22 protein-coding genes are annotated in these 22,442 nt (G+C 65.4%); 17 read left to right on the top strand and 5 right to left on the bottom strand.

Features of this window, described 5'->3' with window-relative positions:
* Window positions 1-110 precede the first annotated feature (110 nt).
* The 6 genes from QE394_RS03180 to QE394_RS03155 all read left to right on the top strand — a co-directional run bounded on the left by QE394_RS03180 (window position 111) and on the right by QE394_RS03155 (window position 5,593).
* A complete protein-coding gene (locus QE394_RS03180; protein WP_056082062.1) occupies window positions 111-671 on the top strand; it encodes a hypothetical protein in 561 nt (186 codons plus the stop codon).
* 10 nt (window positions 672-681) lie between these two features.
* Window positions 682-1,515 (top strand): exodeoxyribonuclease III, encoded by an 834-nt coding sequence (locus tag QE394_RS03175; protein ID WP_056082380.1) that lies wholly within the window; start codon window positions 682-684, stop codon window positions 1,513-1,515.
* Between the two features lie 18 nt (window positions 1,516-1,533).
* Complete coding sequence (gene trpS, locus QE394_RS03170; protein ID WP_349033688.1) at window positions 1,534-2,577, top strand: tryptophan--tRNA ligase; 1,044 nt, start codon at window positions 1,534-1,536, stop codon at window positions 2,575-2,577.
* Window positions 2,578-2,581: 4 nt separating this feature from the next.
* Window positions 2,582-3,175, top strand: a complete 594-nt coding sequence (locus QE394_RS03165; protein WP_261620757.1) for a 2'-5' RNA ligase family protein — start codon at window positions 2,582-2,584, stop codon at window positions 3,173-3,175.
* A gap of 37 nt (window positions 3,176-3,212) precedes the next feature.
* The gene (locus QE394_RS03160) at window positions 3,213-4,187 is read left to right on the top strand and encodes a YihY/virulence factor BrkB family protein (RefSeq protein ID WP_349033687.1); all 975 of its coding nucleotides are present in this window, start codon (window positions 3,213-3,215) and stop codon (window positions 4,185-4,187) included.
* A gap of 107 nt (window positions 4,188-4,294) precedes the next feature.
* Window positions 4,295-5,593: an extracellular solute-binding protein gene (locus QE394_RS03155; RefSeq protein ID WP_349033686.1), complete on the top strand. Its 1,299-nt coding sequence runs from the start codon at window positions 4,295-4,297 to the stop codon at window positions 5,591-5,593.
* A gap of 39 nt (window positions 5,594-5,632) precedes the next feature.
* Here QE394_RS03155 and QE394_RS03150 read toward each other — a convergent pair whose 3' ends face one another.
* From QE394_RS03150 to sdhC, 5 genes are all read right to left on the bottom strand, one after another.
* Window positions 5,633-6,403, bottom strand: a complete 771-nt coding sequence (locus QE394_RS03150) for an alpha/beta hydrolase (protein ID WP_056082052.1) — start codon at window positions 6,401-6,403, stop codon at window positions 5,633-5,635.
* A 93-nt stretch (window positions 6,404-6,496) separates the two neighbouring features.
* Complete coding sequence (locus QE394_RS03145) at window positions 6,497-7,279, bottom strand: succinate dehydrogenase iron-sulfur subunit (protein ID WP_015936415.1); 783 nt, start codon at window positions 7,277-7,279, stop codon at window positions 6,497-6,499.
* Window position 7,280: 1 nt separating this feature from the next.
* A complete protein-coding gene (gene sdhA / locus QE394_RS03140; protein WP_349033685.1) occupies window positions 7,281-9,080 on the bottom strand; it encodes a succinate dehydrogenase flavoprotein subunit in 1,800 nt (599 codons plus the stop codon).
* Between the two features lie 110 nt (window positions 9,081-9,190).
* Window positions 9,191-9,652, bottom strand: a complete 462-nt coding sequence (locus QE394_RS03135) for a succinate dehydrogenase hydrophobic membrane anchor subunit (protein WP_056082046.1) — start codon at window positions 9,650-9,652, stop codon at window positions 9,191-9,193.
* Window positions 9,653-9,655: 3 nt separating this feature from the next.
* A complete protein-coding gene (sdhC, locus tag QE394_RS03130) occupies window positions 9,656-10,036 on the bottom strand; it encodes a succinate dehydrogenase, cytochrome b556 subunit (protein WP_082178227.1) in 381 nt (126 codons plus the stop codon).
* A 281-nt stretch (window positions 10,037-10,317) separates the two neighbouring features.
* On the opposite strand from sdhC, the gene QE394_RS03125 reads away from it, so the two are divergent.
* The 11 genes from QE394_RS03125 to QE394_RS03075 all read left to right on the top strand — a co-directional run bounded on the left by QE394_RS03125 (window position 10,318) and on the right by QE394_RS03075 (window position 22,436).
* Entirely contained in the window at window positions 10,318-11,451 is a 1,134-nt protein-coding gene (locus QE394_RS03125) for a mannose-1-phosphate guanylyltransferase (protein ID WP_056082043.1), read from the top strand.
* Between the two features lie 97 nt (window positions 11,452-11,548).
* Window positions 11,549-12,748, top strand: coding sequence for an amidohydrolase (locus QE394_RS03120; protein WP_349033684.1), 1,200 nt, complete (start codon window positions 11,549-11,551; stop codon window positions 12,746-12,748).
* 178 nt (window positions 12,749-12,926) lie between these two features.
* The gene (locus QE394_RS03115) at window positions 12,927-13,361 is read left to right on the top strand and encodes a MarR family transcriptional regulator (protein ID WP_056082373.1); all 435 of its coding nucleotides are present in this window, start codon (window positions 12,927-12,929) and stop codon (window positions 13,359-13,361) included.
* 76 nt (window positions 13,362-13,437) lie between these two features.
* Complete coding sequence (locus tag QE394_RS03110; RefSeq protein WP_056082037.1) at window positions 13,438-13,869, top strand: organic hydroperoxide resistance protein; 432 nt, start codon at window positions 13,438-13,440, stop codon at window positions 13,867-13,869.
* A complete protein-coding gene (locus QE394_RS03105) occupies window positions 13,866-14,885 on the top strand; it encodes an NADP-dependent oxidoreductase (RefSeq protein ID WP_349033683.1) in 1,020 nt (339 codons plus the stop codon). The genes QE394_RS03110 and QE394_RS03105 overlap by 4 nt, the downstream gene beginning before the upstream one ends.
* 257 nt (window positions 14,886-15,142) lie before the next feature.
* Entirely contained in the window at window positions 15,143-16,249 is a 1,107-nt protein-coding gene (locus QE394_RS03100) for a BMP family ABC transporter substrate-binding protein (RefSeq protein ID WP_349033682.1), read from the top strand.
* 177 nt (window positions 16,250-16,426) lie between these two features.
* Window positions 16,427-18,001, top strand: a complete 1,575-nt coding sequence (locus QE394_RS03095; RefSeq protein ID WP_261620620.1) for an ABC transporter ATP-binding protein — start codon at window positions 16,427-16,429, stop codon at window positions 17,999-18,001.
* Window positions 17,994-19,382, top strand: coding sequence for an ABC transporter permease (locus QE394_RS03090; protein ID WP_261620619.1), 1,389 nt, complete (start codon window positions 17,994-17,996; stop codon window positions 19,380-19,382). The genes QE394_RS03095 and QE394_RS03090 overlap by 8 nt, the downstream gene beginning before the upstream one ends.
* The gene (locus tag QE394_RS03085) at window positions 19,379-20,701 is read left to right on the top strand and encodes an ABC transporter permease (protein WP_056082023.1); all 1,323 of its coding nucleotides are present in this window, start codon (window positions 19,379-19,381) and stop codon (window positions 20,699-20,701) included. Before QE394_RS03090 ends, QE394_RS03085 begins: the two co-directional genes overlap by 4 nt.
* A 5-nt stretch (window positions 20,702-20,706) precedes the next feature.
* A complete protein-coding gene (locus QE394_RS03080; protein ID WP_349033681.1) occupies window positions 20,707-21,108 on the top strand; it encodes a cytidine deaminase in 402 nt (133 codons plus the stop codon).
* Complete coding sequence (locus QE394_RS03075; protein WP_056082020.1) at window positions 21,105-22,436, top strand: thymidine phosphorylase; 1,332 nt, start codon at window positions 21,105-21,107, stop codon at window positions 22,434-22,436. The genes QE394_RS03080 and QE394_RS03075 overlap by 4 nt, the downstream gene beginning before the upstream one ends.
* The last annotated feature ends 6 nt before the right edge of the window (window positions 22,437-22,442 follow it).

Genomic DNA, 22,442 nt, shown 5'->3' with positions numbered 1-22,442 from the left:
AGCAGATGTCGTTTAGAGGGGTCTAAGGGACATCTGCTGCTACCTGCCTGGGTGTTCGCCGGGGGTGGAAGGAGGCCTGAGCATGCCGCGCCGTTTGAGAGAATAGGTGCATGCAATCTCTGGGCAACCCCAATTCAGCTCCCCACGCCGCCAAGGGCGGTTTCTCGATGTTCCGCATCAGCGGCCCCGGACTGATGGTCCTGGTGACCGCGTTCATCGTTGCCGTGATCTTCGCGGCAAACCAGAACGACGTCGTGGGCTGGGTTGTGGCCGTCATCGCCTTCTTCTGGCTGGCGCTCGCCTGCTTCGTGGTCTTCAGCATCCAGAGGGCGGCCAAGAAGGCCGGGGCGAAGCTCAGTGAGGCCCAGAATGCCTTCACCACGGCAGCCGGCCGGGGTCCGATGCAGTCAGCGGCAGACCATGGCGGAACCACCGTGGTGTCCGAACGCAGCCAGGCCGATGAGGTCCGCGACCTGAAGCTGGATCACTCCTTCAAGATCGTCCAGGTGCAGATCCGCGTTCTGGAGGAGGAGCGCGCCAAGGGTGCAGCCGCCAACCAGGACACCATTAACCGGGCCCTTGAAACGATTGAAATCACGGCCACCAACGCCCGGGACATGATCAGGTCCTCCGGCAACGGCGAGCCCGTGGCCGGAACCATCATCGACTAGAGTGGAACGGGTGAGCTCGGCATTGAAGAAGGACCACCTCCGCATCGCATCCGTTAACGTGAACGGTTTGCGGGCTGCCTACAAGAACGGCATGGCCGCCTGGCTGGAGCCGCGCGACGTGGACATCCTCTGCCTCCAGGAAGTCCGTGCGCCCGACGCCATTGTCCGGCAGCTGCTGGGCGAAGGCTGGCACATCCTTCACGCCGAAGCCGAGGCCAAGGGCCGCGCCGGCGTTGCCATCGCCTCCCGCGAAGAGCCCATCGCCACGCGCAACGGGATCGGCGATGACTACTTTGCCACCGCCGGCCGGTGGGTCGAAGCCGACTTCCGCGTTACCGATGCCTCGGGGGAGCGCGTACAGCTCACCGTGGCCAGCGCCTACGTGCACTCCGGCGAGGTGGACACCCCCAAGCAGGACGACAAGTACCGTTTCCTGGACGCCATGAGCACCAGGCTTCCGGAACTGTCCAAGCACAGCGACCATGCCCTGGTGGTGGGTGACCTCAACGTGGCCCACACGCCCCTGGACATCCGGAACTGGAAGGGAAACCTCAAGAAGGCCGGATTCCTGCCGGAAGAACGCGCCTACTTTGACCGGTTCCTGGGCGAGGAAATCGGCTGGCACGACGTCCACCGGACCATGTCCGGGGAGATGGATGGGCCGTACACCTGGTGGTCCTGGCGGGGCAAAGCCTTTGACAACGACGCCGGCTGGCGCATCGACTACCACCTGGCGACGCCGGCGCTGGCAGCCTCGGCAACCTCCGCCGTCGTGGACCGCGCGGCCACGTACGACACCCGCTTCTCCGACCACGCCCCGCTGGTAGTGGACTACCAGCTCTAAGCCCCGAAAGTCTTACGCATGACACTCCAGCCCACCCCGGCCGCCAAGAAGCGCATCCTCTCAGGTGCCAAGCCCACCGCCGATTCCCTGCACCTGGGCAACTACATCGGAGCCGTCCGCAACTGGGTGGACATGCAGGCCGAGTACGACGCCGTGTTCTTCATTCCTGACCTGCATGCCATCACCGTGCACTTCGACCCCTCGGAGCTTGCCAAGCGCACGCGGATCGTGGCTGCCCAGTACATCGCGGCCGGGATCGACCCGGACAAGAGCATCTTTTTCGTCCAGTCCCACGTGCCTGAGCACGCTCAGCTGGCCTGGGCGCTGAACTGCATCACCGGTTTCGGCGAGGCCTCCCGGATGACACAGTTCAAGGACAAGACCCAGAAGTCCGGCGCGGACACCGCTACCCTGGGGCTTTTTGCCTACCCCACGCTGATGGCGGCGGACATCCTGCTGTACCAGACGGACCTGGTGCCCGTAGGCGAGGACCAGCGGCAGCACCTCGAGCTCACCCGCAACCTCGCCCAGCGGTTCAACACGAAGTTCGGCGACACCTTCACCGTCCCTGAGGCCACCATCCTCAAGGAAAGCGCGAAGATCTACGATCTTCAGAACCCCAGCGCCAAGATGTCCAAAACCGGCGAGTCGCCCAACGGAGCCATCCAGCTCCTGGAGGACCCGAAGATTGCCGCCAAGCGCATCAAGTCCGCCGTGACCGATGCCGGCACGGAGATCAGGTTCGACCCCGAGGAGAAGCCCGGCGTTTCCAACCTGCTCACCATCTACTCATCCCTGACGGGGAAGCCGGTGGCTGATCTTGAGGCCGAGTACGAGGGCAAGATGTACGGCCACCTCAAGGTGGACCTCGCTGAAGTGGTGGTGGACTTCGTCACCCCACTGCGTAACCGGACCAATGAACTGATGGCCGATCCTGCCGAGCTGGACCGGCTGCTGGCCCTTGGCGCAGAGCGGGCGCGGGAGATTGCCTCCGTGACGATGGCCCAGGTGTACGAGCGCATGGGCTTCCTGCCGTCCCACAGCCTCGCAGGAGTCCGCTAGCACCATGTCTTCCAGCGTCGGCGTCATCCTCGGGTTCCCGCCTGACATCGCAGCAGAGCTCCAGCAATGGCGTGCGTCCTTCGGCGATCCGCTGGCCGGTGTGGTGCCTGCGCACATCACGCTGGTGACCACCACGCCAACCCATGATTGGGAGGCAACCCTGGCCCACGTCCGGGACGTGGCCCGCCGGCAGAGCCCCTTCATGGTCACCATCTCCGGGACCGGGTCCTTCCGCCCCGTATCACCAGTGGTGTTCATCAAGGTCGAGGACGGTTTCGACCAGTGCGTCGAGCTGCACGAAAAGCTCCAGCAGGGTCCGTTGCAGCGTGACCTGCCCTTCGCTTTCCATCCGCACGTCACCATTGCCCACGATGTCAGCCCGGAAAGCCTCGATGAGGCGGAAACGGTGTTGAAAAGCTACAAGGCCACCTTCCCCGTGGTTAGCATGGGACTCTACGAGCATGATGCAGACGGCATCTGGCAGCTACGGGAAGAGCTGGACTTTGGGACCGAAACTGACAACGACGCCGGCACCCGATTCGCGGACGGTGCTGCGGAAGCGGCATCCCGAACCGGCGGGGCAGCCTCTTCCCACTGAGCGCGCCAAGTTGCAGCTGGCCGTCAGCCAGAAGCGGATGGACTGGAGCAAGGCGCGGCGGTCCGGCGGCGGGGGCCTCAAATCCCTCCTGGCCATGGTCCAATGGCTGCTTGCCCGGCTGAACGCCTTCCGTCCCATGCGCGCCTTCCGGCATTACAGCCTTCAGCACGGTCCGCTGATGAGCGCCGGCATCGGCTTCAACATGTTCTTCTCCATTACCGGCCTGCTGGCCACCGGTTTCTCCGTTGCGGGGCTGGTCCTTCGCGGACAGCCTGCACTGCTGGACAGCATCGTCAGCAGCGTGGCCTCAAGTGCCCCGGGCCTGTTGAAGGTGGACGGCGGAACGGGCCTGGTGGACCCCCAGGACCTCCTGAACCCGCAGGGCCTGGGACTCACTGCCATCATCGCCGCCATCGTCACCATCATCACCTCCCTGGGCTGGATCAACGGGCTCAGGGACGGGCTTCGGGGCGTCATGGAACTGCCGCCCCTGGTGGTCAACCCCGTGGTCCTCAAGCTGCGGGACGCGGGCACCCTGCTCCTCCTCGGGGTAGCCCTCGTCATCAGCGCCGGTGCCTCACTGATTTTCGGGACGGCAGCAGGCTGGGTATCTGATTTCCTGAACCTGGACGATGCTGTGGCCGGCCCACTGACGACACTCATTAAAATCGCCGTTCCGCTGGTCCTGAGCTGGGTGACAGCCCTCATCATGTTCCGGCTGGCAGGCGGGCTCAAGCTCTCCCGCCGCGCCCTTCTGGAAGGCACCATCCTGGCAGCCATCGGCACCACGGTGCTGCAGATCTTCAGCACCGAACTGTTGGGCGGTGCCGGCCGCAATCCCATCCTGGCGCCGTTTGCCATCATCATTGGGCTGCTCATCTGGTTCAACTTCGTCAGCCAGGTGTACCTCGTATCGGCAGGCTGGTCGGCGGTCCGCGAAGCCGATCTCGCAGCGGGGGACAAGCCGCGCAAATCGATCCTCGGCGCCCGCCACACCATTCCCCAAACCTGAGTAACCCGCGCCCGGCATCCCCGGAAACCAGCAGGGCCTGTTGGCGGCCAACCGCGTTGTGATACGTTTCACGAAACCGTTTTCTGACGAGGGAAGAAGCTGACCCGATGATGCGCCTCAGTACCCACGGCCTCCGCACATCCGTCGCAATGCTTAGTGCAGCATGCCTGCTAGGACTGACCGCGGCATGCTCCGCACCGTCGGGCGGAGCCGGAGACGGCCCGGTGGAGATCCGGTTCGTCTGGTGGGGAAATGCGGGACGTGCAGAGCTCACCAACAAAGCCATTGCAGAATTCGAAGCCGCCAACCCGGACATTAAGGTGAAGCCCGAGTTCGGCGACATCGGTGGCTATTTCGACAAACTCGCCACTCAGGTTGCCGCTAACGATGCACCGGACGTCATCACCATGGGCGGCGCCTACCCGGCGGAATACGCCAACCGTGGAGCGCTGCTGGATCTCTCCAAAGTCTCAGGTCAGCTCGACCTTGCCAAGCTGGACCAGGGGGCGCTGGACAACGGCCAGGTCCAGGGCAAGCAGTACGGCATCTCCACCGGTGCCAACGCCCTCGCCATCGTGGTGAACCCCGCTGTTTTTGCGGCGGCCGGCATTCCCCTCCCGGACGACACCACCTGGAGCTGGGAGGACTTCGCCGAAACTGCGGCGAGCGTGACGGCTAAGAGCCCCAAGGGCACCTACGGGACGGCAACGGTCCTCACCCACGACTCCCTGGACGCGTTCGCCCGGCAGCGGGGGGAGTCCCTCTATACCCAGGACGGCCAGCTTGGCCTCACCAAGGAGACAGTCCAGGACTACTTCGACTTCTCCCTCAAGCTCAGTGAGTCCGGCGCCGCACCCAACGCCTCCGAGACAGTGGAAAAGCTCAGCGTCAGCACCGAACAGACGCTCATGGGCATGGGCCAGGCCGGCATGATGCTCACGTGGAGCAACTCCCTGACAGCGCTCAGCAAAGCCTCCGGCGCCGAACTGAAACTCCTCAAGCTCCCCGGCGAGAAGCCCACACCCGGCATCTGGCTCCAGTCGTCGCAGTTCTACACCATTTCCGCCCGGAGCAAGCACACCGAAGCCGCGGCCAAACTGGTGAACTTCCTGGTGAACAACCAGTCCGCCGCGAAAATCATACAGAGCGACCGCGGTGTCCCGAGCAACCCCGAAATGCGCACGGCCATCCAGGACCTCCTGACGCCGCAAGGGAAAGTGGAGGCCGCCTACATCGGCGAGATCGGCAAGATGGACTTTGCGCCCACCTACATCGGACCCACGGGTTCTACTGCGGTCTCCGAGATCACGGCGCGGATCAACACCGAGGTGCTGTTCAAACGCCTGACGCCTGAGAAGGCGGCCGAGCAATGGATCAGCGAGAGCAAGGCCGCCATCGGCAAGTAGGCAGCGCACAGGTGGCCGGCCAAGCCAGCCTCGAGCCGGTCAGTGCGCGGCGTCGAGGTACTGGTCGGCCCATGCCGCGATGATCCTGGCAGCCCGGGCGGCCTGGCCCTTGCCGGTCAGGAGGTGGTCGCTGCCTTCCAGGGAGACAAAGTTCCGTGGGTGCCGGGCGGTCTGGAAGATCGTGCTGGCGTTCTCGATCCCTACGGTGTTGTCGGTGGGGGAGTGGAGCACCATCAGCGGCTTGTGCAGCTGCCGGATGCAGTCCGTGAGGTCGGCGTTTTCCAGGTCCTCCACGAAGTGCCTGCGGATCTCCACCCGCTTGCCGCCCAGGTCCACTTCCGCGCTGCCTTCGTTCAGGATCCGGTCCAGGGCGGCGTCGAAGACGTGGGCCACATGCTTGGGCGAGAAGGGGGCGCCGACTGTTGCGACGGCGTCGAGCTCCGGGATCTCACGGGCCGCGGCCAGGACTGCCGCGCCGCCGAAGGAGTGGCCCACCAGCAGCGAAATTTCCTTGCCCTCGCTGCGCATGAACTCCGCGGCCTTGACCGTGTCGGCAACCTTGTGGCTGAAGGAACCGGCAGACCACTCGCCGGCCGAGCCGCCCAGGCCCAGGTTGTCGAACCGCAGCATGCCCACGCCGCTGTCCGCAAGGGCCTTGCACATCCGGGACGCGGACGGGCTGTCCTTGCCCAGGGTGAATCCGTGCGAGAACACACCCCAGCCCTTGACGGGGACTTCCGGAATATCGATGATCCCGGACAGCATCTCCCCGGTGGAACCGGCGAATGTGACCTTTTCTGAGCGGGACACGGTGTCCCCTTCCTGTCGAACGGCGTGGGGTTTAACGTTCGACGGCGCCACTCACCACGTGGGGTGAGTGACGCCGTCGTCCGCTGGTGATCCTTAGATCTTGCGGGACAGGATCGCCTGCTTGACCTCGGCGATCGCCTGCGTCACCTGGATGCCGCGGGGGCATGCCTCGGAGCAGTTGAAGGTGGTGCGGCAGCGCCACACGCCTTCCTTGTCGTTGAGGATCTCAAGGCGCATGTCGCCGGCGTCATCACGGGAATCGAAGATGAAGCGGTGTGCGTTCACGATGGCCGCCGGGCCGAAGTACTGGCCGTCGGTCCAGAAGACCGGGCAGGAAGACGTGCACGCAGCGCAAAGGATGCACTTGGTGGTGTCGTCGAAGCGCTCACGGTCCTCAGCGGACTGGAGGCGTTCCTTGGTGGGCTCGTGGCCCTTGTTGATCAGGAACGGCATAACCTCGCGGTAGGACTGGAAGAACGGCTCCATGTCCACGATGAGGTCCTTCTCCACCGGCAGGCCCTTGATGGGTTCCACCGTGATGGGCTTGGACGTGTCCAGGTCCTTCAGGAGGGTCTTGCAGGCGAGGCGGTTGCGGCCGTTGATGCGCATGGCATCGGAGCCGCACACGCCGTGGGCGCAGGAACGGCGGAACGACAGGCTGCCGTCCATCTCCCATTTGACCTTGTGCAGGGCGTCCAGGACGCGGTCCGTACCGTACATGGTGAGGTGGTAGTCATCCCAGGTGGCCTCTTCCGAGACCTCCGGGTTGTACCGGCGGACCCGCATGTGGACATCGAACGTGGGGATTTCGCCGCCCCCGCCGACGCCGGCAGGCAGTTCAATCTTTGAGGCTGGCTCAGCGATTTCAGCGGTCATCTTAGTACTTCCTCACCATCGGCTCGTAGCGGGTAAAGACGACCGGCTTGGTGGCCAGCCGGATCCCGGCGATTGCTTCCGCCGATCCGTCAGCCGGAGCGTGGTCATCCTTGTACGCCATGGAGTGCTTCATGAATTTCTCGTCGTCACGGTCCGGGAAGTCCTCGCGGAAGTGTCCGCCGCGGGATTCCTCGCGGTGCAGGGCAGCAACAGTCATGACCTTGGCCAGTTCCAGGAGGAAGCCCAGTTCCACGGCTTCGAGGAGGTCAAGGTTGAAGCGCTTGCCCTTGTCCTGCACGTTGATGTGCTTGTAGCGCTCCTCAAAGGAGGCGATGTCGCGCAGGACCTGGTTCAGGGTGTCCGCGGTGCGGAACACCTGCATGTTGGCGTCCATGGTGTCCTGCAGCTCCTTTCGGATCTGCGCCACCTTCTCGTCGCCGGTGCCGTTGCGGGCGATGTCCAGCAGGTCCGTGGTGTAGTCCAGCGGGTTCTCCGGCAGCTCCACGAACTGGGCAGTCTTGGCGTATTCCGCAGCGGCGACGCCGGCACGCTTGCCGAACACGTTGATGTCCAGCAGGGAGTTGGTGCCGAGGCGGTTGGAGCCGTGGACGGACACACAGGCCACCTCACCCGCGGCGTACAGGCCGGGGATCACGGTGTCGTTGTCCTGGAGGACTTCGGTTTTGATGTTCGTGGGGATGCCGCCCATGGCGTAGTGCGCGGTGGGGAACACCGGCACCGGCTCCGTGTAGGGTTCCACGCCGAGGTAGGTGCGGGCGAACTCGGTAATGTCCGGGAGCTTGGCGTCGATGTGCGCCGGTTCCAGGTGGGTCAGGTCCAGGAGGACGTAGTCCTTGTTCGGGCCGCAGCCGCGGCCTTCACGGACTTCGTTGGCCATGGAACGGGCCACGATGTCGCGGGGTGCCAGGTCCTTGATGGTGGGGGCGTACCGCTCCATGAAGCGTTCCCCCTCCGAGTTGCGCAGGATGGCGCCCTCACCGCGGGCGGCCTCGGACAGGAGGATGCCCAGGCCCGCAAGGCCTGTCGGGTGGAACTGGAAGAACTCCATGTCCTCCAGGGGGATGCCGCGGCGGAACGCAATACCCATGCCGTCACCGGTCAGGGTGTGGGCGTTGGAGGTGGTCTTGAAGACCTTGCCGGCGCCACCGGAAGCGAATACCACGGACTTGGCCTGGAATACGTGCAGTTCGCCGGTGGCGAGGTCGTAGGAAACCACGCCGGCAACGCGCTTCTGCTTGTAGGCGGTGCCGTCTTCGCGGACCGCATCCTCTTCGACAGTCAGCAGATCCAGGACGTAGTACTCGTTGTAGAACTCAACGTTGTGCTTGACGCAGTTTTGGTACAGGGTCTGCAGGATCATGTGGCCGGTACGGTCCGCTGCGTAGCACGCACGGCGGACGGGTGCCTTGCCGTGGTCGCGGGTGTGGCCGCCGAAACGGCGCTGGTCGATCCGGCCTTCGGGCGTGCGGTTGAACGGCAGGCCCATCTTTTCCAGGTCGAGCACGGCGTCGATGGCTTCTTTGGCCATGACCTCGGCGGCGTCCTGGTCCACCAGGTAGTCACCGCCCTTGACGGTGTCGAACGTGTGCCACTCCCAGTTGTCTTCCTCGACATTGGCAAGGGCTGCACACATGCCACCCTGCGCCGCACCTGTGTGCGAGCGGGTGGGGTAGAGCTTGGTCAGTACTGCTGTGCGCGCGCGCTGACCGGATTCGATCGCGGCGCGCATGCCAGCGCCACCGGCACCGACGATGACGACGTCGTACTTATGGACCTGCATACCAGACGCTCTTTCTCTCAAAATTCGCAATAAAACAAACGGGGGCGTGCTGCTGTCCCCGCACAACAGGGCCCGCGGTTTATGCCCGCGGGCCCGGGATGATGCTGGTGCTAGGCAGGGCAGAAACCGCCGGGCAGCGGAACGCCGTCCACCACGGGGCACGGATCGAAGGTGAAGATCACCAGGGTGCCCAGGACGATGATGACGACGGTGGCCGAGTAGAGGACCGTCTTCAGCCAGCGGCGGGTTGAGTCCTTCTCGGCGTAGTCGTTGATGATGGTTCGCACGCCGTTGGTCCCGTGCAGCATGGCCAGCCACAGCATGGCCAGGTCCCAGAACTGCCAGAACGGATCTGCCCACTTGCCGGCCACGAAGCCGAAGTCGATGGCGTGGATGCCCTCGCCCACCAGGAGGTTGACGAACAGGTGCCCGAAGATAAGGACCACCAGCACCACGCCGGAGAGGCGCATGAACAGCCAGGCGATCATCTCGAAGTTGCCCCGGCTTCCGCCGTTGCGGCGGTACTGGGGTGCGATCCGCCCGCTGCGGGGGCTCTCGATGGTTGCAGTCATGGCTTAGTGACCTCCGAGGGCGAGGGACAGGTGGCGGATGGAGAAGGCGACCATGGTGACAACCCAGAGGCCCAGGACTACCCAAAGCATCTGGCGCTGGTACTTGGCGCCCTTCTTCCAGAAGTCCACTGCGATGATGCGCAGGCCGTTGAAGGCGTGGAACACGATCGCAGCGACAAGGCCCGTCTCACCCAGTGCCATCAGCGGATTCTTGTAGGCGCCGATGACGGCGGTGTACGCCTCCGGGGACACACGCACCAGGCTTGTGTCCAGGACGTGGACCAACAAGAAGAAAAAGATCACTACACCGGTAATCCGGTGTCCTACCCAGGACCACATGCCTTCACGGCCGCGGTACAAGGTGCCAGCTGGTTTTGTCGGCACTGATAAACCTCCCTGCAACACAGCGGCGCTGGCATGAGATCCACGCGGGGGGAACGCCTGCTGCGAGAGCACTCGTAGCTCAGGCCTAAATCTAGGCTTCGCTCACAGCTTATTCAATTTAGGAGCATCTTGCTGCCCAGCAGTGGCGCGGTTTTCCTGAATTTTTGAGACAAACGCCACAAAGCCTTGCTCGGAAAGCGGCTCTCCTGCTTCCGGGCAGGCCACCGGGCGCAGGTCCGTCTACGCGGGCGACCGCGCCCGTTCGGCTAAAGTAGGCCTTGATGAGTACAGACAAAGTGACAAGCCCGGTATCACCTTTGGACCGCTTTTACGCGGTGATTCCGGCCGGCGGAGTGGGGACCCGCCTCTGGCCCCTGTCACGAGCCGCAGCTCCCAAGTTCCTTCACGACCTCACCGGTTCGGGCAGCACCTTGCTGCGCGCCACCTATGACCGGCTCCACCCGCTCGCGGGGGACCGGATGCTGGTGGTCACCGGAAAGGCGCACCGCGATGCCGTGTGCAGGCAGCTTCCCGAGGTCCAGGACGCCGACCTGGTGCTTGAATCAGAGCCCAAGGACTCCGGTGCCGCGATCGGACTCGCCGCCGCCATCCTTCACGAACGCGATCCCGACACCATCATGGGATCCTTCGCGGCGGACCAGGTGATCAGCCCGGACCAGCTCTTCCAGGAAGCGGTCCGCGAGGCCATCTACACCGCAGCTGCCGGGAAAATCGTCACCATCGGCATCAAGCCCACGCACCCGTCCACAGGCTTCGGTTACATCCGTTCGGGCCAGGTGCTCCATGTTGAAGGAGCGCCCAGCGCCCAGGACGTGGTGGAGTTCGTGGAAAAACCGGACGAAACGGTGGCCCAGCAGTACGTCGATAGCGGCAACTATGTCTGGAATGCCGGCATGTTCGTGGCTCCCGTCGCTCTGCTGCTCAAGCACCTGGAAGCCAACCAGCCCGAACTGTTCCAGGGGCTGCAGGAGATCGCCCGCGCCTGGGATACCCCGGAGCGCGATGAGGTCACGGCGCGGGTATGGCCCACGCTGCCGAAGATCGCCATCGACTATGCCGTGGCTGAACCCGCCGCTGAAGCCGGGGACGTCGCCGTCGTGCCCGGGACCTTCCGGTGGGACGACGTCGGAGACTTTGCCTCCGTGGGCCGGCTCAACTCCGCCAAGGAAGTGGATGACGTGACGGTGCTGGGCGAGGGTGCCCGAGTCTTCACGGAGAACTCCAGCGGCGTGGTGGTCACCGACACCAAGCGCGTCATTGCCCTGATCGGCATTGAAGACGTGGTGATCGTGGATACGCCCGATGCCCTCCTGGTCACCACCATGGCCAACTCCCAGCGGGTCAAGGCCGCCGTCGACGCCCTCAAGGCCAGCGGCGACACCGACGTCCTCTAGGACGCCGCCGTCCCCATCCCGGGCACCAGCCGTGCCCGGGATGTAACGCGGCGACCGTGATGGACGCTATTGCGGCCACGATCGCTAGAGTGAAGCAGTGCGCAATTACACTACTGAAGCCGAACCCACCGCTTTGGTGGCTCCGTGGCTGGAGCCGCTCCTGCCGGAACTGATCGAATTCCGCCGGGACCTGCACGCGCATCCGGAGCTTTCGTTCAAGGAGTACCGCACCACTGACAAACTGGCCGAGCGGCTGGAGGCTGCAGGCCTGGCGCCGCGCCGCCTGGAGGGCACGGGGCTCACCGTGGACGTTGGTGAGGGCCCCATCGCCACGGCCCTCCGCGGGGACATCGACGCCTTGCCGATCATCGAAGAAACAGGCCTGCCGTTCGCGTCGAGGAACCACGGTGTCACGCACGCCTGCGGCCACGACGTCCACACCACCACCATGCTGGGGATCGCCCTGGTCCTGCACCGCATGCACCAGGAGTCGCCCCTGGGCGGCAGCATCCGCATCATCTTCCAGCCGGCCGAGGAAACGATGCCCGGCGGTGCCCACGCGTGCATCGAGCAGGGCGTGCTGGACGGTGTTCCCCGGATCCTGGCCCTGCACTGCGACCCCCGGATCGAAGTTGGCAAGATCGGAACCCGCATCGGAGCCATCACGTCGGCTTCGGACACCATCCGGATCGAATTGTCCGGCCGCGGCGGCCACACGTCCCGTCCGCACCTCACCGAAGACCTCGTCTTCGCACTGGCCCAGATCGCCGTGAATGTGCCCGCCGTGCTGTCCCGCCGGGTTGATGTCCGCAGTGGCGTCTCCGTGGTCTGGGGCCAGATCTCCGCCGGCTCCGCCCCCAACGCCATCCCCGGGGTGGGCTACATGGCCGGCACCATGCGCTGCCTGGACCGTGAAGCCTGGCACGCCGCCGGTGAACTGCTCGATGAGGTGGTCCACCAGGTGGCGGCGCCGTACGGTGTGGACGTCCGGCTTGAACACACCAGGGGAGTGCCGCCGGTGGTGAACTCCGAGCATGAGACCGCCCTCATAGAAGCGTCCGCCCGCGCTGAAATCGGCGAGAGCGCCGTGGTGCTCACCCCGCAGTCCATGGGCGGCGAAGACTTCGCCTGGTTCCTGGCCGAACTTCCCGGCGCCATGATGCGCCTGGGAACCAAGACGCCGGGCGGCGAGGAATACGACCTGCACCGAGGGGACTACATCCTGGACGAACGGGCGCTGGGTCTCGGGATCCAGGTGCTGACGGGTGCGGCCCTGCGCACCATCCGCGACCTGTAGGCTCCGTTCCCGGCTGAGCGGCAGGGGAAGCCCCGGCCGCACCGTTCGGCCTGCACACACACGAGAAGGCGACGCCGGCACTTACAAAGTGCCGGCGTCGCGCCTTTTTGAGCGGACCGGGGGAGCTGCAAGCACATGTAAGTTGTGCACAATTGAATTGTGGACTAACGTTGTGTTTGTGACTGATGCTCCCCGCCTTGACCGGCAAGTGTGTTTCGCCCTCTATTCGGCATCCCGTGCCGCCACGGCCGTGTACCGGCCCGTGCTGGAGGAACTGGGGCTGACCTACCCCCAATACCTCGTCATGCTGGTTCTGTGGGAAAACGAGCCGCGCGGGGTCAAGGACCTAGGCCACGAGCTCGGCCTCGACTCGGGGACGCTGTCCCCGCTGCTGAAGCGGCTCGAAGCCCTGGGCCTGGTGGAACGGCGCCGCTCCGGAGATGACGAGCGCCGCGTGGCCGTCCACCTGACGCCCGCCGGGAAGGACCTGAGCAGCAAGGCCGGAGCCATTCCCCAGCGCCTGGCCGACGCCGCCGGACTCACGGCCGGAGAGCTTGAGCAGTTACGCGGAACCCTCGCTAAACTCACCGCCGCCCTCCACGGCGCGGTCTGAAGCGCCCCCCGTCACGACGCTCCCGCGAGCCTCAAAAATTTACCCAGACACCAACCATGAAAGGGCGGTCATCCACGTGAAGACCCTTTACACAGCAGAAGCACTTGCCTCCGGCGAGGGCCGGGACGGCAGCGCCCGGTCCAATGACGGCAAGCTCGAAGTGGGCCTCGCCAGCCCGGTGGAACTCGGCGGAAGCGGCCAGGGCACCAACCCTGAGCAGCTCTTCGCTGCGGGCTACGCCGCATGCTTCCATTCGGCGCTCCGCCTGGTGGGCCGCAAGGAGCGCGCCGATCTGACCGACTCCGCCGTCGCCGCGAAGGTCCACCTGGGCCAGCTGGACGATGGGGCAGGATTCGGCCTGGCCGCCGAACTGGAAATCGCCCTTCCCGCGCTCGACCTCGCAACGGCCGAGGCCCTGGTGGCCAAGGCCCACCAGGTCTGCCCTTACTCGAACGCTACCCGCGGCAACATCACCGTCGAACTCAAAGTTTTGGAGTACGCAGCATGAGCACCACCACCGTTCCCGCAGCAACCCGTGAAATCCAGCTCGCGTCCCGCCCCGTGGGCCGGCCCGTCCCGGAGAACTTCCGGCTGGCCGAATCGCCGCTTCAGGAGCTGGCCGACGGCCAGATCCTGGTCCGGAACCTGTTCATCTCCGTGGATCCCTACATGCGCGGACGCATGAACGACGTCAAGTCCTACTCGGCGCCCTTCGCGCTGGACAAAGCGCTCGACGGCGGCGCCGTGGGTGAGGTCATCGCGTCCCGTTCCGGCGCCCACAAGGAAGGCGACGTCGTGGTGCATTCCCTCGGCTGGCGCGAATACGCCGTAGTGGAAGGCAGCACGGCCTCCCCGGCCCGGACCGACCTGGCGCCCGCATCGGCGTTCCTGGGCGCGTTGGGCATGACCGGCCTTACCGCTTACGCAGGCCTCCTCAAAGTGGCCGAATTCAAGGAAGGGGACGCCGTCTTCGTTTCCGGCGCCGCCGGCGCCGTCGGTTCGCTGGTGGGCCAGATTGCCAAGGCCATGGGCGCCTCCCGCGTCATCGGCTCCGCAGGCTCACCCGCCAAGGTGGCCAGGCTCCTCGAACTCGGTTTCGATGCCGCCTTTGACTACCACGACGGCCCTGTGCGCGAGCAGCTCCAAAGGGCCGCCGGTGAACAGGGCATCGACGTCTACTTCGACAACGTGGGCGGCGAACACCTCGAAGCCGCATTGTCGGTCCTGAACGTCGGCGGCCGGGTGGCCATGTGCGGAGCCATCGCGCAGTACAACTCCACCGAGCCCACCCCCGCGCCGCACAACCTCATGCAGGCCATCGGCAAGCAGCTCACCCTCCGTGGTTTCCTGGTGGGCGGCCAGCGGCAGCACTCTGCAGAGTTCGCCGAGAAGATGGCCGGCTGGCTCTCTGATGGGACAGTCCGCTACGACGAGACAGTGGTGGACGGGCTGGAAAACGCACCGCAGGCCTTCATGGACCTCCTGGATGGAGCCAACACGGGCAAGATGCTGGTCCGCCTGTAGGGCCGAAGCCCCAACCTCACCCAGCAGTAGGGGTGCCGCGGATCCGCGTCACCCCTACTGCTTGGTAACAACTTGTAAACAATCTCCGGGAACTGGTGCCAGCGTGCTAGGGGCACGTGGCGCAGGCCACTAAAGTGATGGCATCAGTGCGCTCCGGCGCATGCTGCGGGCATCAGTGACAACAGAATTTCAGTGCAGAAACGGACACTCATTGAATTCGTGCCGTAGCGCCACTCTCGCATCCTGGAGGAATCTTGATGACATCACTGCGTGCACGCCTGAAGCGCGGTTCAATGGCCGGCCTGGCTACCGTCAGCGCCTCGGCCCTTCTTTTGACAGCCTGCGGCGCGGCCCCGGAACCCGGAAGCACCTCGTCCGCCGGTGCCAGTGACTACACCGGCTGCATCGTCTCCGACTCCGGCGGGTTCGATGACCAGTCCTTTAACCAGTCCTCCTACGAGGGCCTGAAGAAGGCGGAGAAGGACCTGGGCATCAAGGTGAACCAGGTCGAATCCAAGACCAACAACGACTTCGAACCCAACCTCCGTGCCATGGTGACCGCCGGCTGCGACCTCACCGTGACCGTCGGCTTCCTGCTCGGCGATGCCACCAAGGCGCAGGCCGCGGCCAACCCGGACAGCCACTTCGCCATCATCGACTTCGGCTACGAGACGCCCATCAGCAACGTCAAGCCGATCATCTACGACACCGCGCAGGCGGCGTTCATGGCAGGCTACCTCGCCGCAGGCACCACCAAGACGGGGACCGTGGCCACCTTCGGCGGCATCAAGATCCCCACCGTCACCATCTTCATGGACGGCTACGCGGACGGCGTGAAGTACTACAACGAAAAGAAGGGCAAGGACGTCAAGCTCCTTGGCTGGAACAAGGACGCCCAGGACGGCAGTTTCACCGGCGACTTCGAAAAGCAGGACGTCGGAAAGCAGCTCACCCGGAACTTCCTGGACCAGGGCGCCGACATCGTCATGCCGGTGGCCGGGCCCGTGGGCAAGGGTGCAGGCGCTGCCCTGCAGGAAGCCAAGAATGCCGGCAAGGACGTCAAGCTGATCTGGGTTGACTCCGACGGCTTCCTCACTGCCCCGGACTACAAGGAGATCATGCTCTCCTCGGTCATGAAGCAGATGGGCGAGGCCGTGGAAACCGTGGTGAAGGAAGACAAGGACGGCAAGTTCAGCAACACCCCCTACGTTGGCACCCTCGCCAACGACGGCGTGCAGCTGGCACCGTTCCACGACTTCGATTCCCAGGTTCCCGCGGACCTGAAGTCTGAACTGGACCAGATCAAGAAGGACATCGTGGACGGCAAACTGAAGGTCGAATCCGCCGCGAGCCCCAAGGCCTGACCCTCGCACTTGGCGCCACTGCCGGCCCGTCCCTGACTGGCCGGCAGTGGCGCTTTTTGCTGGCATCCCTTTTTCGGGCCACCGCCCGGCTCTCCGACGGCTGCACCCACTAGGCTGGAGCTGCAGCCACATATCCCGTCCGGTCGATCACCGGACGCTTCGAGATTGGTCAGAGTTTTGAAACTTGAACTCAGAGGCATCACCAAACGCTTTGGGACCCTGCTCGCCAACGACCACATCGACGTGGTGGTTGAGTCCGGCCAGATCCACTGCCTGCTGGGCGAAAACGGGGCCGGTAAATCCACCCTGATGAACGTGCTCTACGGGCTGTACGAGCCGTCCGACGGCGAAATCCTCATCGACGGCAAACCCGTCTCCTTCCGCGGCCCCGGTGACGCCATGGCGGCCGGCATCGGCATGGTGCACCAGCACTTCATGCTTGTCCCGGTATTCACCGTCGCCGAGAACGTCGCCCTGGGCGCCGAACCCACCAAAGCGGCGGGCTTCCTCAACCTGGACGAAACCAGGCGCCGGATCCGGGAAATCTCGGACCAGTACGGCTTCGACGTCGATCCAGATGCCTTGGTGGAAGACCTCCCCGTCGGCGTCCAGCAGCGGGTTGAGATCATCAAGGCGCTGGTCCGCAACGCCAAGGTCCTCATCCTTGACGAGCCCACCGCCGTCCTCACCCCGCAGGAAACCGACGAGCTCCTGGACATCATGCGGCAGCTCAAGGCCGGCGGCACCTCCATCGTCTTCATTTCCCACAAATTGCGTGAGGTCAAGGAAGTCTCGGACACCATTACCGTTATCCGGCGCGGCAAAGTCGTCGGCTCCGCGGAGCCCACGGCTTCCACCACGGACCTGGCCTCGATGATGGTAGGCCGCGCCGTCAGCCTCACCCTCGAAAAGGCCCCCGCCAAGCCGCAGGAGAAGACCTTCGAGGTCCGGGACCTGACAGTTATCGCCCACAACGGCCAGCACGTGGTGGACGGACTCAGCTTCGACATCGCCCGGGGTGAAATCCTGGCCGTCGCCGGCGTCCAGGGCAACGGCCAGACCGAACTCACCGAAGCCATCCTGGGACTCCAGGACCGGGTGTCCGGCTCCATCACCCTCGACGGCAAGGAACTCCTGGGCCGGTCCGTCAAGGAGGTCCTGAAGGCCGGCGTCGGATTCGTCCCCGAAGACCGCAAGGTGGACGGCCTGGTGGGAACCTTCTCCGTCGCCGAAAACCTGGTCCTGGACCTTTACGACAAACCTCCCTACGCCAAGGGCATCAGCATGAGCCCGGCCAGGATCCTCGAAAACGCCAAAGCCCGCATCGACGAATTCGATGTCCGCACACCCTCCGCAGCCGCGGCCGCCGGGACACTGTCCGGCGGCAACCAGCAAAAGGTGGTGATGGCCCGGGAGCTTTCCCGCCCCCTGCGCCTGTTCATCGCTTCCCAGCCCACCCGCGGCGTGGACGTCGGCTCCATCGAATTCCTGCACCGGCGCATCGTCGCCGAACGCGACCAGGGCACCCCGGTGATGATCATCAGTACTGAACTCGATGAGGTCATGGAACTCGCTGACCGCATCGCCGTGCTGTACAAGGGCAAGCTGGTGGGCATCGTTCCCGCCGGCACCGGCCGCGACGTCCTCGGTCTGATGATGGCCGGAATCCACCCGAATGAACAGGCCCAACCCCAGCCGGCCGCCAGCCGCCCGGCCCCCACCTCCGACGCTGAGGGAGGCGACCATGTCTGAGCAGCATCCCCCCAAACGAACTGCCGGCGAAGGGCAGGGTGACACCCAGCCTGCCAAACCGCACCAGGCCAGCCTTGCCGCCGAGGAAACCGCCGCCGTCGTCTCCGTGGACACAGCCGGCGGCGCCATGGGGCCCTCGGCCGTCCCTGCCAGCGCCCAAAGCGGGCAGCTGCCCGGCGGCCCTGACACGCTGCTCCGCAAGATCTTCACCGGCAGCGGCATGGTGTCGGTCCTGGCGGTGTTCCTGGCCCTCGTCATCGGCGGCCTGCTCATTGCCAGCACCGACACGCGGGTGGCCTCCACAGCCGGCTACTTCTTCGCCCGCCCCGCCGACTTCCTGACCGCCGTCTGGAACGCCGCCACCCGCTCCTATATCGCCCTGTTCCAAGGGGCCGTGTTCAACCCCCGCGGCAACAGTGTGGCAGCCCAGTTCGCTCCGTTCATGGAGACCCTCACCATCGCCACGCCGCTGATCACCGCCGGCCTGGGAGTGGCGCTTGCCTTCCGGGCAGGGCTCTTCAACATCGGCGCCCAGGGCCAAATCATTGTGGCCGGCATCCTTGCAGCCTGGGTTGGCTTCGCACTGCACCTCCCGCTGGGCCTGCACCTGCTGCTGGTCCTGGTGGCGGGCATCGTCGGCGGCGCGCTCTGGGGCGGCCTCGTCGGCGTGCTGAAGGCCCGCACGGGCGCCCATGAGGTCATCCTCACAATTATGTTCAACTACATCGCCCTCTACTTCCTGCGGTACCTGCTGAACACTCCGGCCTTCCAGCGGCCGGGGGAGTCGAACCCCATCTCACCCATCCTCGATCCGTCCGCCGTGTACCCGCAGATTTTCGGCAGCCAGTACCGGCTCCACCTTGGCTTCGTCCTCGCCATCGGTGCCACCGTCCTGGTCTGGTGGCTCCTGAACCGGTCCACGGTCGGCTTCGAGTTCCGCGCCGTGGGTGCCAACCCCAAGGCTGCCCAGACGGCCGGCATCAACGTGTCCCGCTCCACCATCCTGGTGATGGCCATCGCCGGCGGGCTGGCCGGCATGTCCGGCGTGGCCCAGGTGGCCGGCACCGAAAAAGTCCTCACGGACGGCGTGGCAGCCACCTACGGCTTCGATGCCATCACCGTCGCCCTCCTGGGACGCTCGACGCCGTGGGGCACCTTCGCAGCCGGGCTGCTGTTCGGCGCCTTCCGCGCCGGAGCCGTCCAGATGCAGATCCAGACCGGCACGCCCATCGACATCGTCCTGGTTGTCCAGTCGCTCATCGTCCTCTTCATCGCTGCGCCGCCGCTGGTGCGCGCCGTCTTCGGGCTCAACCCGCGGCGGAAGAAGCCCGCCCGCGCCGCGAAGTCCACGAAGGCAGCCACTACCGGAGGTGCAGCATGAGCACAACAGTTTCATCCCGGCCGGGCAACCCGCAGCCGGACAACGCCGCGGCGGACAGCGGAGCGGCAGCCACCTCAGCCAAGCCTGTGAGCTGGAAGACCCCCGTCCTGCTGGCCGCCTTCGGGCTGATCGCCCTCGTGTTCTTTGGACTCCTCGGCCCCAACAAGACGGCCAGCTTCGGCATCTCCACCGGAAGCGACTTCTTCCAGTTGCCCGCCCTGGAGGTCAACGCCTTCGGCGGCGGCATCGTGCTGTCGGTGCTGCTCCTGGCCCTCGCCGCCTACGCCGTCTACCTCAAGACCAAGGGACGCCCCGCCCCCGGCTGGCTCACCGTCACCTTCATCGTCCTGTTCGTGGCCGCGTTCCTGATCTGGGTGGTGGGCGGCGCCCGCACCCCCAGCATCTCGCTGGCAGGCCTGATCGCCGGCTCGGTCACCCTGGCCGTCCCGCTGGTGTTCGGTTCGCTCTCCGGCGTCCTTTGCGAACGCGTAGGCGTGGTCAACATCGCCATCGAAGGCCAGTTGCTCGGTGGCGCCTTCACCGCCGCCATCGTTGCCACCATGACGCAGAACCCCTTCATCGGCCTGGCAGCCGCGGCTGTTGCCGGCGCCGTGGTGTCCATGGTGCTGGCCCTGTTCAGCATCAAGTACCTGGTCAACCAGATCATCGTCGGCGTGGTCCTGAACGTCCTCGTCTCCGGCGTCACCGGCTTCCTCTTCAGCACCGTGATGCAGGAGGACAAAGCCCGGTTCAACTCGCCGCCGGGGCTGGACATCATCGAGATCCCCATCCTGTCCGAGGTTCCCATCATCGGACCCATCCTGTTCCGCCAGTCGCTGGTGGGGTACCTGATGTACGTGGCCGTCCTGGTGGTCTGGGTGGGCCTGTTCAAGACGCGCTGGGGGCTGCGGGTCCGCGCAGTGGGCGAGCACCCCCAGGCCGCCGACACCCTGGGCATCAACGTCAACGCCACCCGGTTCTGGAACGTCACGCTGGGCGGTGCCGTAGCCGGAATCGGAGGATCGTTCTTCACCCTGGTGGCCATCGACAGCTTCACCAAGGAGATCTCCGGCGGCCGCGGGTTCATCGCCCTGGCTGCACTCATCTTCGGCAGGTGGAACCCCATCGGAGCGTTCTTCGCAGCCCTGCTGTTCGGCTTCGCCGACAACCTGCAGAGCATCGTCACCATCATTGGCACCCCGGTTCCCAGCCAGTTCATGGCCATGCTCCCGTACCTGGTGACTGTCCTGGCCGTTGCCGGCCTGGTGGGCAGGTCCCGGGGGCCGGCGGCCAGCGGCATACCGTACGTCAAGGGCTGACCGGCGTGGGGAACACTGTTGACTGGCCTGCGCTGGAGGCGGCCGCCGTCGACGCCATGCGCAAGGCCTACGCGCCCTATTCCAAATTCCCGGTGGGGGCTGCGGCCCTCACCGGGGACGGCCGGATCGTCAGTGGCTGCAACGTGGAGAACGCCAGCTACGGCCTGACGCTCTGCGCCGAGTGCGCCCTGGTGGGCAACCTCCAGATGACCGGAGGCGGCAGCCTCCGTGCCTTCTATTGCGTGGACGGTACCGGCAACGTGCTGATGCCGTGCGGGCGTTGCCGGCAATTGCTGTACGAATTCCGTGCTGCGGACATGGAGCTCATGACCACCCAAGGAATCAAGACCATGGACCAGGTCCTTCCTGACGCCTTCGGTCCCGAACACCTGGAGGAAACCCGATGACAGAGACCCGCGCAACGGACAAAATTGCCGAAGCCTTTGACGCCGTCGACATCATCCGCGTCAAGCGGGACAAAGGCACGCTGAGCCCGGAGCAGATCGACTGGACCATCGATGCCTACACCCGCGGCGTCATCGCGGATGAGCAGATGGCCGCGCTGAACATGGCCATCCTGCTCAACGGCATGGACCGCACCGAGATTGCGCGCTGGACGGCCGCGATGATTGCATCCGGCGAACGGATGGACTTCTCCAGCCTTCGCCGCCCCGACGGCGGCCTGAAATACACGTCGGACAAGCACTCCACCGGTGGCGTGGGAGACAAGATCACCCTGCCGCTGGCCCCGCTGGTGGCGGTGTTCGGCGTCGCTGTCCCGCAGCTGTCCGGCCGCGGCCTGGGGCATACCGGCGGCACCCTGGACAAGCTGGAATCGATCCCCGGCTGGCGGGCGTCCCTGAGTAACGACGAAATACTCGCCCAGCTCCAGGACGTGGGTGCCGTCATCTGCGCCGCCGGGGCAGGCCTGGCCCCGGCAGACAAGAAGCTGTACGCGCTGCGTGACGTGACCGGCACGGTGGAGGCCATCCCGCTGATTGCCTCGTCCATCATGAGCAAGAAAATCGCCGAGGGCACCGGTTCCCTCGTGCTCGATGTGAAGGTGGGCAGCGGCGCCTTCATGAAGGACGAGGCGAAGGCCCGCGAGCTGGCGGAAACAATGGTGGCCCTCGGCCAGGACGCCGGCGTGAACACGGTGGCACTGCTCACCAACATGGGCACCCCGCTCGGCCTGACCGCCGGGAACGCGATTGAAGTTGAGGAATCGGTGGAGGTGCTGGCGGGCGGCGGCCCGGCCGACGTCGTCGAACTGACGGTCAGGCTCGCCGAGGAAATGCTCGCCTGCGCAGGAGTGCGCGACGCCGATCCGGCCGCAGCGCTCAAGGACGGGCGCGCCATGGACGTCTGGAACAGCATGATCCGGGCCCAGGGCGGGGACCCCGCCGCGAAGCTGCCGGTGGCCCGGGAGTCGGAGGTGGTCTACGCTCCCGCCGATGGCGTCCTGGTGGAACTGGATGCCCTCTCCGTGGGCGTTGCGGCTTGGCGCCTGGGCGCCGGGCGTGCCCGCAAGGAGGATGCCGTTCAGGCCGGCGCAGGGGTGCGCATGCATGCCAAGCCGGGTGCGGTGGTCCGGGCCGGCGAACCGCTGATGACCCTGCTCACGGACACCCCTGAACGTTTCGACCGGGCAAAGGAGGCGCTGGAGCACGCAGTGGTGATCGCACCGGAGGGGTCGCGGCCGGCACAGCAGTTGATCATTGACCGAATAGCATAGAAAGCT

Origin of the sequence: Pseudarthrobacter sp. SORGH_AS 212, from assembly GCF_030818145.1 — a bacterium.
In the GTDB taxonomy this organism is placed as follows: domain Bacteria; phylum Actinomycetota; class Actinomycetes; order Actinomycetales; family Micrococcaceae; genus Arthrobacter.
Note: the sequence above shows the minus strand (reverse complement) of the source record. Positions and strands in the feature narration are given on the sequence as shown.

Coding starts and splice junctions, on each gene's coding strand:
- QE394_RS03180 (WP_056082062.1), top strand. CDS start 111: ATGCAATCTCTGGGCAACCCCAATTCAGCTCCCCACGCCGCCAAGGGC.
- trpS (WP_349033688.1), top strand. CDS start 1,534: ATGACACTCCAGCCCACCCCGGCCGCCAAGAAGCGCATCCTCTCAGGT.
- QE394_RS03165 (WP_261620757.1), top strand. CDS start 2,582: ATGTCTTCCAGCGTCGGCGTCATCCTCGGGTTCCCGCCTGACATCGCA.
- QE394_RS03160 (WP_349033687.1), top strand. CDS start 3,213: ATGGACTGGAGCAAGGCGCGGCGGTCCGGCGGCGGGGGCCTCAAATCC.
- QE394_RS03155 (WP_349033686.1), top strand. CDS start 4,295: ATGATGCGCCTCAGTACCCACGGCCTCCGCACATCCGTCGCAATGCTT.
- QE394_RS03145 (WP_015936415.1), bottom strand. CDS start 7,279: ATGACCGCTGAAATCGCTGAGCCAGCCTCAAAGATTGAACTGCCTGCC.
- sdhA (WP_349033685.1), bottom strand. CDS start 9,080: ATGCAGGTCCATAAGTACGACGTCGTCATCGTCGGTGCCGGTGGCGCT.
- QE394_RS03135 (WP_056082046.1), bottom strand. CDS start 9,652: ATGACTGCAACCATCGAGAGCCCCCGCAGCGGGCGGATCGCACCCCAG.
- QE394_RS03125 (WP_056082043.1), top strand. CDS start 10,318: ATGAGTACAGACAAAGTGACAAGCCCGGTATCACCTTTGGACCGCTTT.
- QE394_RS03105 (WP_349033683.1), top strand. CDS start 13,866: ATGAGCACCACCACCGTTCCCGCAGCAACCCGTGAAATCCAGCTCGCG.
- QE394_RS03100 (WP_349033682.1), top strand. CDS start 15,143: ATGACATCACTGCGTGCACGCCTGAAGCGCGGTTCAATGGCCGGCCTG.
- QE394_RS03090 (WP_261620619.1), top strand. CDS start 17,994: ATGTCTGAGCAGCATCCCCCCAAACGAACTGCCGGCGAAGGGCAGGGT.
- QE394_RS03085 (WP_056082023.1), top strand. CDS start 19,379: ATGAGCACAACAGTTTCATCCCGGCCGGGCAACCCGCAGCCGGACAAC.
- QE394_RS03075 (WP_056082020.1), top strand. CDS start 21,105: ATGACAGAGACCCGCGCAACGGACAAAATTGCCGAAGCCTTTGACGCC.